The organism is Gryllotalpicola koreensis (assembly GCF_039538185.1).
In the GTDB taxonomy this organism is placed as follows: domain Bacteria; phylum Actinomycetota; class Actinomycetes; order Actinomycetales; family Microbacteriaceae; genus Gryllotalpicola; species Gryllotalpicola koreensis.
On the sequence record NZ_BAABBW010000001.1, the window covers coordinates 290,692 to 303,973 of the forward strand.

A 13,282-nucleotide genomic window follows, 5' to 3' on the forward strand; every position below is an offset into this window, starting at 1 on the left:
TTCTTCTTCCTTGTGGGGCTCTCAGCTCTGGGCGACAGTCAGGCGTGCCTGGCGGCGCTGGCGCTGGATGGTCGGGTTCGGCACCGGTGCGGCAGAGACGAGCTTGCGCGTGTAGGGGTTCTCCGGGGTCTCGCATACCTGGACAGCGGTGCCTACCTCGACGATCCGTCCGTGATCGAGGACCGCGACGCGATCGGCGAAATGCCTCACGACGGCCAGGTCGTGGGTGATGAAGAGGTACGCGACTCCGGTGTCCCGCTGCAGCTTCTCCAGCAGTTCAAGTACGACTTTCTGGGTGGACACATCCAGAGCGCTGGTGGGCTCGTCGCAGACGATGACCTTCGGCTCGACGGCGATTGCGCGGGCGATGGCGACGCGCTGCCGCTGACCGCCGGAGAAGTTCCCCGGGTACCGATCAGCGGAGTCCGCCGGCATCCCCACCTCCTCGAGCAGCTCGCGCACGCGGGCGTGGCTCTCGCGGGCGCTGAGCTTCTGGTTCACCTGGAGCGGTTCGGCGAGGATGCTGCCAACGGTGAGCGCAGGATTCAGCGAGCCGTAGGGGTTCTGGAACACGACCTGCAGCTGCGAGGCGAGTCTTCTGCGTTCCGGGGCGGAGGCTGTGGTCACGTCGAGGCCCCCTAGACGCACCCGGCCGGCGGCAATGGGGGCGAGGCCCAGGATCGCGTTGCCGATGGTGGTCTTCCCGGAGCCGGACTCGCCGACGAGCGCGAGGGTCTCGCCGGCGGAGAGCTCGAAGGAGACGTCGTCGACGGCGGCTTTCGGCGCCGGTCGGGGAGAGAACATCGTCGGCCGTCGCACCGGGTAGGTCACGGCCAGGTGCTCGACGGTCAGGATCGACTCAGCGGGCATTGCTCGCCACCTCCACGTTCTGGGCTTCGACATCGGTGAGATCGATCAGGCTCGGTGTCGCGGCGATCAGTGCACGGGTGTACTCGTGCTCGGGTGCGCCGAACAGCTGGTCTATGTCCTTGGATTCGACGATCCGGCCGTGCTGCATGACGACGGCGCGCTCGCAGAAGTCGGCGACGACGCCGAGGTCGTGAGTCACGAGCAGGATCGCCATGCCGCGTTCATCCCGCAGTGCCCGCAGAAGGTCGAGGATCTCGGCCTGCACGGTCACGTCCAGTGCCGTGGTGGGCTCGTCGGCCAACAGCAGCTTGGGTTCGCCGGCCAGGGAAAGGGCGATGACGACGCGCTGCGCCATGCCGCCGGAAAGTTCATGCGGGTAGCGGCGGGCGACCGACTCGGGCTCGGGGAGCCGGACATCCTCGAGGAGAGAGATCGCCTTGCGGTGGGCGTCAGCGCGGCTGATGCCACCGTGAGCGCGGATCACTTCGCGCAGCTGCTGCCCGACGGTGAAGGAGGGGTCGAGAGCCACCATGGGCTCCTGGGAGATGAGACCGATGCCGGCCCCGCGCAGCTGATGGAGCTCTTCCTTGGAGAGCGACGTGAACTCACGACCGTCGAACACCGTCCGGTTCGAGGTGATCGCGGCGTTGGGCGGCAGCAGGCCGAGTAGGGACAGCGCAGTCACGGTCTTGCCGCTGCCGGATTCGCCCACCAGGCCGATCAGCTCGCCCCGCCGCACGGAGAACGAGATGCCATGGACCACCTCGGATTCCCCGCGAGGGGTGTCGAAGGCGATCCGCAAGCCGTCGACGACCAACAGCGCATCCCCGTCCGCCGGTGCAGTGGCCGCTGTGGCCTTCGGTGCGAGGGCTCGCTTGCGCGTGATGCCGCCACTGCGCGACTTCGTCTCGGCGTTGATGTCGCGCACGGCGTCGCCGATGATGCCCAGGGCCAGCACGGTGATGCCGATGATGCCGCCGGAGGGGACCAGCAGCCACGGGGATTGGGAGATCACCTGGGAGGCTTCGCCGACCATGCCGCCCCACGAGGGAGCGGGGGCGACGACGCCGAGGTTGAGGAAGCCGAGGCCGGACTGAACGACGAGCGCGATGCCCGCGAACAGGGACACCTGGATGACGATCGGCCCGACGAGCTTCGGGGCGATGTGCCGCAACAGGATGCGCATGGAGCCGAGTCCGGAGACCCTCGCGGCGGCGACATACAGTTCCTCGCGGGTCGCCTTGGTGGCCGCGCGTACGACGCGGACAAGACCGCCGGAGGAGAACAGGCCGAGGGTGACCATTGCAGCCCCCAGGTTGTTGTTGAACAGCGCGAGGACGGCAAACATGACCACGATGCCCGGCAGGGACATGAGCAGGTCGACGAAGACGGAGATGACCCGGTCCACGGCGTCGCGGGAGTAGCCGGCGATGAGGCCGAGAATGATGCCGATGACGCCGAAGACGACCATCGCCTCCAGCGCTCCGAGCAATGCGGGGCGGCCGCCGAAGAGGATGCGGGTGTACACATCGCGGCCGAGGGTGTCGGTTCCGAGGATGTGCTTGGCGGACGGCAGCTGCATGACGGCATTGAGGTTCTGCGACAGCGGCTGATACGGAGTCAGCACCGGTGCAAGCACGCAGGCGACGACGATCACCGCGAGGACGATGAGGGCCGCGACGGCGAGGGGGCGGCGCAGCAGCCCGCGCAGCCCGGCGTTGGCGGTGCCGTTGGTGATGCCGGGTTCGACGATGGGGGTCACGGCGCTCATCGGGTCTTCACCTTCGGGTTCAGGAATGCATAGGAGATGTCGATCACGAGGTTGATCGCGACGACGATCACCGCGTAGGCGAGGGCCACGCCCTGGATGACCGGGACGTCGTGCTGGGTGGTCGCGGTATTGACGAGCGAGCCGAGGCCGGGAAGGACGAACACGTTCTCCACGAAGAGGCTGCCGGCGAGGGCGCCGACGAAGCCGAGGCCGACGACGGTGACGACGGGCACGCCGGAGTTCTTCAGTGCGTGCTTCCACAGCAGCGCGCCTTCGGAGACACCGCCTGCGCGCAGGGTGCGGACGTAGTCCTGCTCCATCGCGTCGGATACCCCGTCACGGGTGATCTTCGCGACCTGGGCGATGCCTCCGATCGCCAAGGCGATCACGGGAAGCACGATGGAGGCCAGCCACAGCCCGGGATCCTGAGAGAGCGGGGTGTATCCCGTGGCCGGCAGCAGCGGGATGGCAACCGCGAAGACGGAGACGAGGACGAGAGCGAACCAGAAGTTCGGCAAGGCCATGCCGACGAGCGCGAGCACGTCGATGAGTCGAGCGAGCCAGCCGCCGATCTTGGCGCTGACGGCGCCGAGGACGATGCCGACGACTGCGGCGACGACGGTCGCCCCGATGATGAGGCTCAGGGTGACCGGTAGGCGGGAGGTGATGCTCTGCAGCACGGGCTCTCCGGTGAACAGCGAGGTGCCGAGGTTGCCGTGCAGGAGATTGCCGAGGTAGGTGGTGTACTGCTGCCACAGCGGCAGGTTCAGATGAAGTTGGTCGCGGACCTGCTGGTAGGACTCCTGCGAGCCCTGTGCGCCGACGATGGCGCGAGCGGCGTCACCAGGGATGAGCGCTTGGAGCAGGAACGTCAGCGCCGAGGTCACGAGCAGGATCGGGATCGCGATCAGGACTCGCTTGACGATCATCGAGAGCATGGGGGCCTTTCAAGACCGGGTCGGGCGACCGAAGAGGCCGGGGGCGCGGGCACGCGCCCCCGGCTGAGCCGCTTACGGGGTGCTACTTGCCGAGTGTCCAGTCGGCGGCGTTGTTCGGGTTGCCGGTCGGGTCGAGCTTGAAGCCCTTGAGCTTCGACGAGGCGAACCACAGGCCCTTGGACTGCACGACCGGAATGCTCACCGCCTGGTCGACGATGATCTTCTGCACCGCCTGCGCCTTGGCGTTGCGATCGGCATCCGTCGAGGAGGTGTACGCGCTGAAGGCGGCCGGCAGGCCGGGAACCGTGTTGTTGTAGGGGTTCACCGAGGCACCCTGGACCCACAGCTGGTTGGTGTTCACGAACTGGGTCTGGCCGCCCCACCCGAGGCTGAGGGCGCTGAACTTGTTCGAGCTGAGGTCGGTGCCGAGCTCGGAGAAGTTGGAGGCACCGGTGAGCTTGACAGTCACGCCCACCTTGCCGAGCTGGTCGGCGACAGCCTGGACCACCTTCGCGGTGGTCGGCTCGAAGGAGTTGTAAACCAGCGCGAAGCTGAACCCGTTGCCGTAGCCGGCGTCCTTCAGCAGCTGCTTGGCCTTGGCAGGGTCATAGCTGTAGGTGTTCTCGAGGCTCTTGTCGTAGGCATCCCACCCGGGAGTGTTGGGCTGATCGGTGGGCGTGCCGTAGTCGCCGAACACCGCCTTGGCGATCGCCTTGCGATCCACTGCGTAGTTCAGTGCCTGGCGCACCTGCTGGTTCCCCAACGCCGGGGAGAGCTTGCCCGCCCAGTCCATGATGAACAGCCCCGTGAAGCCGTTCGTTCCCGAGTAGATCTTCACTCCGGCGCTCTTGGCGGTCGAGACCTGGGTGCTGTCACCGGCGAAGACATCCACCTGGCCGCTGCGCAGGGCCTGCATCGCGGACGTGTTATTGGAGATGACCTTGATGACCACCTCTTTGAAATGGATGCGCTTCTGGTCGTAGTAGTACTTGTTCGGGGTGAACACGTAGTGGTCGCCGGTGACCGACTGCGACGGCTGGTACACGTAGGGGCCGGCGCCGAAAGTCGCGTTCGCCAACGCCGACGGCTTGGCCAAGCCCGCCGCGCTCATGACGTTGCCGGCGAGGTTATATGGAGTCAGCAGCTCGGCGATGATCGGGTTCGGCGTCGGCGCGGTCAACAGCACCTTGTCGCTGCCCTCCGCCTGGGCGGTGATGCCCTTCACGGACGCGGCGCTCGGGCCGGTGACGTTCTTGGAGAAGTAGTTGAGGGAGTTGGCCACCGCTTCTGCTGTGACAGCGGTGCCGTCGGCGAACTTCGCGCCCTGGCGCAGCGTCAGTTCGAACTGCTTGCCCTCCTGGCCGGCGACATACCCCCACTTGGTGGCGAGACCCGGCGCGTAGGACCCGTCCGCCGCCTTCTCGATGAGGGGCTCGTAGGCGAGCTCCTGATACATCGTCTGCGTCCCCCCGTTGCTGTCCTTGGTGGGATCGAAGGAGCCCGGCGCGCTCGATGCCGCAATGGTGAGCGTCGTGGCCTGGGTCGAAGAACTGCTTTTGCCGCCGCCGGAGCAGCCTGCGAGAAGAGCCGCCACCGTGCCTGCGGCCGCCACTGCGGCCACCGCCCGCCAGCCGCGCACGTTCGCCCGTGAGGCGAGGATTGCCATAATTGCCCCTTTGCAATTGCGCACACCACTGTGCTGTGCATCTTGGTTGCCCACGGCAGCGCCGCAGGCGTCGTCAGTATATGACGGACACAGCTACGAGCGTCAATAGATGCGTCTAGTAATTCCCGAGACATCGATGATCGCGGACCGTGGTCATGAAGGCCCCGCTTTCGCTAGTCTGTGAAGAAGAGGCGCGTTCAGGGGGCGCCGCGTGCGGATCGGAGGGCTGCCCAGCGTGACGTACTTCTACCATGCCGTTGTCGACTCCCCCCACATTCCGCGAGATCTCGAGGCAGACTCCGCGCAGAGCGCCGTGATCACGCTGCTGGGCGAGCTGTGGCCGAGCGAACAGCCGATAGCGATCCCCTCGGCCGCGATCGTCGCCGCGCTGAGTCGAATCGATGTAACTGAGGCGGCCACCAGAGCGGCGCTGAGCCGCATGCATCGCAAGGGCACACTCGACATCATCAAAGACGGGCGTCAGACGCTTTACCGCCTTTCCGACGCCGTCATCACGAGCATCCCGGCCAGCCAGGTGCTCACCATGGGATTCGGCGCTGAGAGCCGACCTTGGAATGGCGAATGGACGGTGGTGGTCTTCTCTCTGCCGGAAACGCAGCGTGACCGCCGCCAGGCACTGCGTGAATGGCTGCGCTGGCTCGGCTTCGGGCCTGTCCGCGACGGGGTGTGGATCTCCCCCCACGCCAACATCGAGCTCGTTCAGCGCGCCCTCCATGGGCTTCTGCCTTCTGATGGGCTCGTGTTCCGCTCTGCGCATATCGTCGGTGAGGTGCGCCCCGGCGATGTGTGGCCCCTGGCCGAGATCGAGCAGGCCTACCGGACGTTCATCGACGAGTTCCGCCCCTACATCTATTCCCTGCGCGGAGGCCTCGTGCCCCCGGCCGAGGCGATGCGGCTGTGGATCACCGTGCTCTGCCGATGGCGCGGATTTCCCACCCTCGATCCCGATCTTCCGGCCGCGGCCTTGCCGGCGGACTGGCCGCGCGGCGAAGCGCGACGCGTCTTCGAGGCCGTCCACGATGCGACCGGTCCCTTGGTGTCCATGCTGATGCGCTCCGTGATCGGCGAGTTCTCGAAGACCGCAGCCGCCGCAGTGAGGACCCTCACCGTCGACGAGGCCAGAGCGCTCTACTCTCCGCGCGCCGCGACACCGTCTGCCGAGTCGATCGACCTGAATGCGATCGGCCCGACCTCGCCGGCGTTCCTCCCCACGGCGTAGAGGCCGGCCCCGCCTAGCGCGGCAGGTGCTTCCGCGACGCCACCAGCAGCGCGACCCAGCTCACGAGGCCGATCCCGACGATGACGGCGAGGATCACGAGCACCGGCGCAAAGCCCGCGACCGCGGCGATGAGCGCCGGCGTGAGGAATCCCGCATACGCGATCGCGTAGAAGACGCCGGTGAGCCCCGCGAGGTCCTTCGGCCCGGCGATGGCCTGCACCTCGAGCAGGCCGGAGACGAGCGCGATGCCGATGCCGGCGCCGAGCAGCAGATTCGCGACGAGACCGATCCAGACCGACTGCTGCCAGATCGCGACCGCGACGACCGCGAGGCCCACCACGATGACGAGCACGGCGCTCGAGAGGCCCCGCGCGGAATCCGCCGAATGCAGTCGCTTGGCGATCGGCTGCATGAGGCTCGATGTGCCCAGCGCGACCGCGGTCGCGGCCGTGGCGAACACGAGCCCCCAGGATCCGGTGACTCCGCGCAGCGCCGTCGGCAGATAGCCGTAGCCGATGCCCGCGGCGGCGAAGATCCACGGCGCGGCGACCGCGACGACGCGCAGGAAGCGGCGGTGGCCGGCGCTCGGAATCGCGAGCTGGCGCCACCACGGGCCCGCGACGCCGCCGCCGCGCTGCGTCTCGGGCAGGCGAGCGATCACGAACGCGAACGGCAGGGTCACCGCGATGTGCAGCAGGAACGGCAGGATCTGCGGCAGCGGCCCCCATTGGGCGAGCAGCCCGGCGACGACCGCGCCACCGCCCGAGCCGAGCGTGAAGGCAAGCGCAGCGCGACGCGCACCGGCGCCGCGGTCGGCGTTCCCGTACGGCGCCCCCGAGAGCTCCTTGATCCAGGCGTTCCCGACCGACATCGCGACGCCGACGGTGATGCCCGAGAGCAGGCGGCCGGCGGCGAGGAACCCGGGACCGAGCGGCCCGAGCGCGAGCAGCGCGCTGCCCGCGATCGCGGCGGCGATGCCGATGAGCATGACGGGGCGACGCCCGTGGCGGTCCGAGAGCGAGCCCGAGATCAAGAGGGCAGGCGCGAGCCCGAGCACGTAGACGCCGAGGAAGACGTTGACCGTCAGCGCCGAGTAGTGGTCGCGGTTCTCGTACATCAGAAGCAGCGGGCTGAACTGGTTGCCGCCCCACGAGCAGACCAGCACGGCGCCCCACAGCCCGAGCCAGACGCGGCTGCGCGCGGCGCGCGCGACCGTCGGGTGGGCGACGGATGCCAGTTTGAGCGCCCCCGTGCTCACAGCACGCCCCGGTGCAGCGAGACGTGCTCGAAGAGCACGGCGCGATAGGCCGCGGCATCCCCCGCTCCGATCGCCGCCGCCAGCTGGCGGTGCTGGCCGAGCGCCGCCGCGATCTGATCGGGGGCGACCCGGTACAGCTGGTGGCGCAAGCGCTGCTGCCGGTCGTGCAGGACGCCGGCGAACTGAATGGCGATCGGATTCCGCGCGGCGACGACCACCGAGTGATGGAAATCGTCGTCCACGGCGACGTAGCGGTCCAGGTCACCGGCATCCAGCGCCTCGCCCTGCGCGGTCAGCAGCTCGTCGAGCCTCTCGGCCAGCTCGGCGTGACGCCCCTCGGCGATCACCCGCGCGGCCGCGGACGACTCGACCGCCTCGCGCATCTCGAGAACGTCGAGCGCCTCCTGCGGGGACATCGGCCGCACCACCGCGCCCTTGCGCGACGCGAGCGTCAGGAAGCCCTCGACCTCGAGCCGCAGGAACGCCTCGTGGGCGGGAGTGCGGCTGATGCCGAGCGCCTCGCACACGAGGTTCTCGCTGATCATCGCGCTCGGCTCGAGCTCGCCGCGGATGATCGCGTTCTTCGTGTAGTCGTACGCGCGCTCGGCGGCGCGGCCGGAGTCGGTGGGCACTGCGACGGCTGAGCTCATGGAGCGATCTTACTCCCTGCATGCAAGGATGCATGAATAGTGCTGGGGATGCCGCACTTCACGCCCCCGCATCGCGCCGCATACTCACTACATGTCCTTCGAGCGTGAGTACCTGGAGCTCGCATCGGCGGCCGACAAGGCAGGCCCCGAAGCCCCCACCTGGACTCTGGCGACGGCGGCGGACCACAGCCTGCTCTTCCGGATCGACGTCGAGCCGCCGTTCGAGGCGACGCTCACCGTCGGCGAGCTCGGGCTGTGGACGCTGCGGCTGCAGCTCGGCGCGGGCGAGGAGAGGGCCGTGCGGGTCGGCATGCCCGGGGATTATGAGGGTGTGCTGCGGAACGTGGGGCTCGCCCTGCTCGAGGCGGGCGAGGAGCTCAGAGACAGCGGCGCACCCGGAGATTTCGAGTTCATCGCGGCATCCCTCGACTTCGCCCTCGCCATCGATGAGAAGCCGGCCGTCGCGGCGGCGGCGGAGGCGCTCGGGCGCCTGCTCATCGACAGCGGGGATCGGGAAGAGGGCGCCCAGCTGCTTGCGGAGTACGCGATCCCCGCGTTCGTCGCCATCGGCCAGGAGCAGCGGGCCGCGGCGCTGCGGCGACTCGCCGGCGCCGAGGAACAGCCGGAACCCGGCACCCCTTAGTCGTTCTGCAGCAGCGCGTCGCGGCAGGCGGCGAGCTCGCTGAGCAGCGTGCGCAGCCTGGCCCCGTCGAGGGGCGCGGTCATACGCGTCACGACGGCGGCGACCTCATCGCGGGCCGTGGCGACGAGCTGCTTGGCCTCGGCCGTGAGGGCGATCGCCCGTTCCCTGCGCGGGCCGGGGTCGTCGGAGCGCTCGATCAGACCGCGCCGCTCGAGCCCCTGCAGCAGCACGTTCGCCGACTGTCGCGAGACGAAGGTGCGCCGGGCGAGCTCCGAGCCGGTGATGCCCGGCTCGTCGAGCAGGTTCTGCAAGCAGGCGTACTGCGACACGGTGAGGCCGAGCGGGCGCAGCGCCTCGTCCATCCGCTGGTTCAGCACCGCCTGCGCCGACTTGATCAGCACTCCGAGCTCCTCGGCCGGCATCCGATCACTGCCTCTCGTCATGTCAACAGTTTGACACTTGGTCCATCAAGTGTCAGTATATTGACACTGAAAACGCAAGGAGCAATCATGACGAACAGCACAGGCGGCCCCGACTTCGTGTCCTTCCAGGTGCGCGACATCGACGCGGCGGCAGAGTTCTACGAGAAGGCCGTCGGGCTCAACCCGCTGCCCGCGCCCAACCCGCACGCGCGGGTCTTCTCGACCGGCGAGGTGACCTTCGCGGTGCGCACCCCGATTCCCGGCGTCGACCTTGACGCGATCGAGCAGCTCGGCGCAGGCATCGCGGTGTGGTTCAGCAGCGACGACGTCGCCGGCGTCAGGCAGCGCGTGGGGGATGCCGGCGCCGAGATCGTGCAGGAGCCATTCGAGGGCCCCTTCGGCACCACCTTCTCGTTCCGCGACCCCGACGGCTACATCGTCACGGTGCACTCGGCGCGCTGAGGCCCCTCGGCCGCTTCCTCGTGATCAGAACTGACCCTCCGAGGAATCCGTCGTCATCTCGAGCGCAGGCGCGGCGCGTCTCGGCTGCCGCACCTGCGCGGCGGCCACGAGGAACACGACGACCGTGAGCAGCATGAGACTCACCCGGCCGTGGCCGATTCCGACACCGCCGAGCGAGCGGTCGACGCCGAGCCAGTCGGCCACCGACGCCCCGAGCGGCCGCGTCAGGATGTAGGCGAACCAGAAGCAGCCGACCGCGTTCCAGCGCGCGAAGCGGAAGCCGACCCACGGCACCAGGATCACGACGGCGAAGACGCCGGCGGCACCGAGATAGCCGAGGTGGAAGACGGTCGCGAAGAGGTCTCCCGCTGCGGTGCCCAGCGCGAAGGTCGCGCTGACCGTCGCCCAGTAGAACAGCTCGCGCCGGGTGGTCGAGATGCTGTGGATGTCGAGGGTGCGCTCGGTGCGCTGCCACGCGATGAGCACGATGGCGAGGATCACAGCGAACCCCACCGTGCTCACGGCGTACGGCACGCCGAGCGCGACGTGCAGCACGTCGGCGGCCATCGTGCCGAACACCGCGACCATCGTGACCGCGAGCCAGTAGAGCCACGCGTGATAACGCCGCGACACGAGTTGCGCCGCGATCGCGAGGGCGAACACCAGGAACGTCGCGCCCACCGCGAGCACCGGGTCGATGATGCGCACCAGGAAGTCGCTCGCCGATTCGCCGAGCGCCGTCGTGAACAGCTTCGTCACCCAGAACAGGGCCGTGACCTCGGGCACCTTGATCGCCATGCGTCGCACGGCGACAGCATGAGGACCCGGCTCTGAGACTTCCCTAAGACGCCGCGCCCGCCGCTATGCGGCCGCAGGCCGGGTGAAGAGGTTCACGAGGTTGCCGTCGGGGTCGCGGATCAGCGTCGAGCGGTTGCCCCACGGCATCGTCGTCGGCTCGAGCACGACGTCGGCGTCAGCAAGCCGCGGGCGCAGCCGGGCGAACTGCGCGTCGACGTCATCGACGAGGAATTCGATGATGATCGAGGATTCCCCACCGGGTCGGGGCGCCCCGGCGCCGAGCATCGCGACCGTGGCGGTGCTGCCGATCGCGAGCGTCGCGGCCCCGGTGCGGAACTCGGCGAACACCGGGGCGGGCCGCACGGCTTCGAGCCCGGTCACGAGCTCGTAGAACGCGGCGAGCCGGTCGACGTCGGCGGTGATGATGCGGATCGATGCGAAATCCATGGTGAATCCCTTGCTCTGATACGGATGCTTCACCGCAAGAATCCGCCGGGGTGGCGACACCGTCGTGTCGGTGTTTCCCGAACTCGCCGCTCAGTCGACGCTGCCGAAGCTCACGGGCCGCAGCTCGCCGAAGGGAATCGCGAGGTCCTCGGCGCGCAGGGCGCGAGCCGGCGGCCGCTCACCGGTCGGCACCGCCTCGAGCACACGGTCGCCGCGGAACGCGCGCACCCCGTCGCGCAGCCGGCACCAAGCCACCAGGTACCAGTCCTGCCCTTTTCCGATGTAGCCGAGGGGCTCGACGTCGCGGACGGTCTCAGCACCGGCCGCATCGCGGTAGCGCAGGTGCACGACGCGGTTCGCGCCCAGCGCGTCGGCGAGCACGGCCGGGGCATCCGTTCGGCCCTCGTCCTCCAGCAGGTGCACGCGCGCCGCCAGACCCGCGGTGCGCCGCGCTTCGTCGGCGCCGAGCACCGCCTCGATCTTGCGGGCCGCACTCAGTGCGGACTCACGGAACGGACTCCGCGCGAGCTGGCCGAGCCCGATGGTCACGGCGAGCGCCTCGTCGACGGTCAGGCCGAGCGGCGGCAGGGTGTGCGCCGCGTCGATCGTGTAGCCGCCTGCGCGCCCTGCATCCGCCCAGATCGGCACGCCGGATGCCTGCAGCGCGCTCAGATCGCGCTCGATCGTGCGCGTGCTGACCTCGAAGCGGTCGGCGAGCCAGCGGGCGCTGCGCCGGCCAGGAGCGGCGGCGCGCAGCTCCTCGACGAGGGCGTAGAGCCGGTCGGTGCGGGTCATTCGTCGATTCTGGCCGTTCAGCCCTGATGCGTTGACTATCGTTCGGTAGCGAACTTACGATTGTTCGGTACCGAATGAAATGGGTGCTTATGTCTCCAACACGCCTCGCGCTCATCACCGGCGCGAATCAAGGGGTCGGATTCCAGGTCGCGAAAGAGCTCGTCGCCCACGGCGTCGCCGTGCTGCTCGGGTCGCGCGACTTCGATCGCGGCAGGGCCGCGGCAGACCAGATCGGAACCGGCGCTACGCCGATCCAGATCGACGTCACCGACGCAGCCTCGATCGCTGCGGCGGCACAGCGCATCGAGGACGAGTTCGGCCGCCTCGATCTTCTCGTCAACAACGCCGGCATCTCCAGCGCGCGCCCCGCCGGCGGCGACTTCCTCGAGGACTACGCCGCGGCCAACAGGGCCAGCACCGCTTCGCTCGACGAGATCCGAACCGTGTGGGAGACCAACGTGTTCGGCACCCTCGCCGTGTATCAGGCGATGCTCCCGCTGCTGCGAAGGTCATCGGACGCGCGCATCGTCAACGTCTCCAGCGGCGTCGGATCCCTCGCCGCCAACGCGGACCCGTCATATCCATACCATTCGATGTTCGGCCCTGTGTACCCCGCATCGAAGGCAGCCGAGAACGCGATCACGCTAGCGATGCTGGTCGAGCTCGAGTCGACTGACATCAAGGTCAACCTGGTGTCCCCGGCATTCACGGCGACCAACCTCAACGGCTTCGCCGGCACCTCGTCGATCGAAGACGGCTCGCGGGAGGTCGTGCGCGTCTGCCTGCTCGGCCCGGACGGCCCGACCGGCACCTTCACCCGTTGGGAGAACACGCCCATCCCCTGGTGAATACTTGCCCTATGTCCGACCCGACCGAAGAACCGGAGTCCGTCGGCACGTGGGCGAAGCGGTACTACTTCGCCAATCGCAGTGCGGTCGACGCGGTGTTACGGCAGCACGGCATCGGTTCGACGCAGTGGGCGGTGCTCTACGAGCTCGCAGCGAGGGGCCCGATCACCCAGCGCGAACTCGGCCGCGCCCTACACGTCGAAAAGGCCAGCCTCAGCGGCGTCGTCTCGACGCTCGTCCGCAAGGGCCTCGTAGATCAGGCCCCATCCACGGCCGACCAGCGCCAGCGGATCGTGCAGTTGACCGGCGCCGGGCAGGCAGCGTGGGATTCCCTGCCGGATCCGTTCGCGGAGGTTCGCGCGACCGCGCTCGCGGGCATTGCACCGGGCGATCTGGCGACCGCCGTCGACGTCCTGAGACGAGCGACGGAGCAGGTCGAGAATCACCACTTCGGCGACTGATCGGGATCACCGA

At 68.6% G+C, this 13,282-nt stretch carries 15 protein-coding genes; 5 read left to right on the forward strand and 10 right to left on the reverse strand.

The features are described 5' to 3' along the window. Positions 1 to 21: 21 nt before the first annotated feature. The 4 genes from ABD708_RS01365 to ABD708_RS01380 form a co-directional block, all read right to left on the reverse strand. Positions 22 to 870 (reverse strand): ATP-binding cassette domain-containing protein, encoded by an 849-nt coding sequence (locus tag ABD708_RS01365; RefSeq protein WP_344751483.1) that lies wholly within the window; start codon positions 868 to 870, stop codon positions 22 to 24. Beyond that, entirely contained in the window at positions 860 to 2,641 is a 1,782-nt protein-coding gene (locus tag ABD708_RS01370) for a dipeptide/oligopeptide/nickel ABC transporter permease/ATP-binding protein (RefSeq protein WP_344751484.1), read from the reverse strand. Before ABD708_RS01370 ends, ABD708_RS01365 begins: the two co-directional genes overlap by 11 nt. Then, a complete protein-coding gene (locus ABD708_RS01375; protein ID WP_344751485.1) occupies positions 2,638 to 3,570 on the reverse strand; it encodes an ABC transporter permease in 933 nt (310 codons plus the stop codon). The genes ABD708_RS01370 and ABD708_RS01375 overlap by 4 nt, the downstream gene beginning before the upstream one ends. A 91-nt stretch (positions 3,571 to 3,661) precedes the next feature. After that, positions 3,662 to 5,245 carry an ABC transporter substrate-binding protein gene (locus ABD708_RS01380; protein WP_344751486.1) on the reverse strand — a complete coding sequence of 528 codons (1,584 nt, stop codon included), beginning with the start codon at positions 5,243 to 5,245 and terminating at the stop codon, positions 3,662 to 3,664. Positions 5,246 to 5,480: 235 nt separating this feature from the next. On the opposite strand from ABD708_RS01380, the gene ABD708_RS01385 reads away from it, so the two are divergent. Then, the gene (locus ABD708_RS01385) at positions 5,481 to 6,485 is read left to right on the forward strand and encodes a PaaX family transcriptional regulator (RefSeq protein WP_344751487.1); all 1,005 of its coding nucleotides are present in this window, start codon (positions 5,481 to 5,483) and stop codon (positions 6,483 to 6,485) included. 13 nt (positions 6,486 to 6,498) lie between these two features. Here the strand turns inward: ABD708_RS01385 and ABD708_RS01390 are convergent, their stop codons facing one another. Then, positions 6,499 to 7,743: an MFS transporter gene (locus ABD708_RS01390; protein ID WP_344751488.1), complete on the reverse strand. Its 1,245-nt coding sequence runs from the start codon at positions 7,741 to 7,743 to the stop codon at positions 6,499 to 6,501. Continuing rightward, the gene (locus ABD708_RS01395) at positions 7,740 to 8,393 is read right to left on the reverse strand and encodes a GntR family transcriptional regulator (RefSeq protein ID WP_344751489.1); all 654 of its coding nucleotides are present in this window, start codon (positions 8,391 to 8,393) and stop codon (positions 7,740 to 7,742) included. Before ABD708_RS01395 ends, ABD708_RS01390 begins: the two co-directional genes overlap by 4 nt. A gap of 91 nt (positions 8,394 to 8,484) precedes the next feature. Between ABD708_RS01395 and ABD708_RS01400 the strand changes: the two genes are divergently transcribed. Next, a complete protein-coding gene (locus ABD708_RS01400; RefSeq protein WP_344751490.1) occupies positions 8,485 to 9,036 on the forward strand; it encodes a hypothetical protein in 552 nt (183 codons plus the stop codon). On the opposite strand, the gene ABD708_RS01405 is transcribed toward ABD708_RS01400, so the two are convergent. After that, entirely contained in the window at positions 9,033 to 9,479 is a 447-nt protein-coding gene (locus ABD708_RS01405) for a MarR family winged helix-turn-helix transcriptional regulator (RefSeq protein ID WP_344751491.1), read from the reverse strand. The genes ABD708_RS01400 and ABD708_RS01405 overlap by 4 nt on opposite strands. Before the next feature lie 66 nt (positions 9,480 to 9,545). Here ABD708_RS01405 and ABD708_RS01410 point away from each other — a divergent pair, with 66 nt between their 5' ends. Continuing rightward, positions 9,546 to 9,920: a VOC family protein gene (locus ABD708_RS01410; RefSeq protein WP_344751492.1), complete on the forward strand. Its 375-nt coding sequence runs from the start codon at positions 9,546 to 9,548 to the stop codon at positions 9,918 to 9,920. A gap of 24 nt (positions 9,921 to 9,944) precedes the next feature. Here the strand turns inward: ABD708_RS01410 and ABD708_RS01415 are convergent, their stop codons facing one another. The 3 genes from ABD708_RS01415 to ABD708_RS01425 all read right to left on the reverse strand — a co-directional run bounded on the left by ABD708_RS01415 (position 9,945) and on the right by ABD708_RS01425 (position 11,960). Then, on the reverse strand, positions 9,945 to 10,718 hold the full coding sequence (locus ABD708_RS01415; protein WP_344752166.1) for a COG4705 family protein: 774 nt from the start codon (positions 10,716 to 10,718) through the stop codon (positions 9,945 to 9,947). Between the two features lie 63 nt (positions 10,719 to 10,781). Further along, positions 10,782 to 11,165, reverse strand: a complete 384-nt coding sequence (locus ABD708_RS01420) for a VOC family protein (protein WP_344751493.1) — start codon at positions 11,163 to 11,165, stop codon at positions 10,782 to 10,784. A gap of 90 nt (positions 11,166 to 11,255) precedes the next feature. Next, a complete protein-coding gene (locus tag ABD708_RS01425) occupies positions 11,256 to 11,960 on the reverse strand; it encodes a helix-turn-helix transcriptional regulator (RefSeq protein ID WP_344751494.1) in 705 nt (234 codons plus the stop codon). A gap of 89 nt (positions 11,961 to 12,049) precedes the next feature. Here ABD708_RS01425 and ABD708_RS01430 point away from each other — a divergent pair, with 89 nt between their 5' ends. Further along, positions 12,050 to 12,808: an SDR family NAD(P)-dependent oxidoreductase gene (locus tag ABD708_RS01430; RefSeq protein WP_344751495.1), complete on the forward strand. Its 759-nt coding sequence runs from the start codon at positions 12,050 to 12,052 to the stop codon at positions 12,806 to 12,808. A gap of 11 nt (positions 12,809 to 12,819) precedes the next feature. Beyond that, complete coding sequence (locus tag ABD708_RS01435) at positions 12,820 to 13,269, forward strand: MarR family winged helix-turn-helix transcriptional regulator (RefSeq protein WP_344751496.1); 450 nt, start codon at positions 12,820 to 12,822, stop codon at positions 13,267 to 13,269. Positions 13,270 to 13,282: the final 13 nt, after the last annotated feature.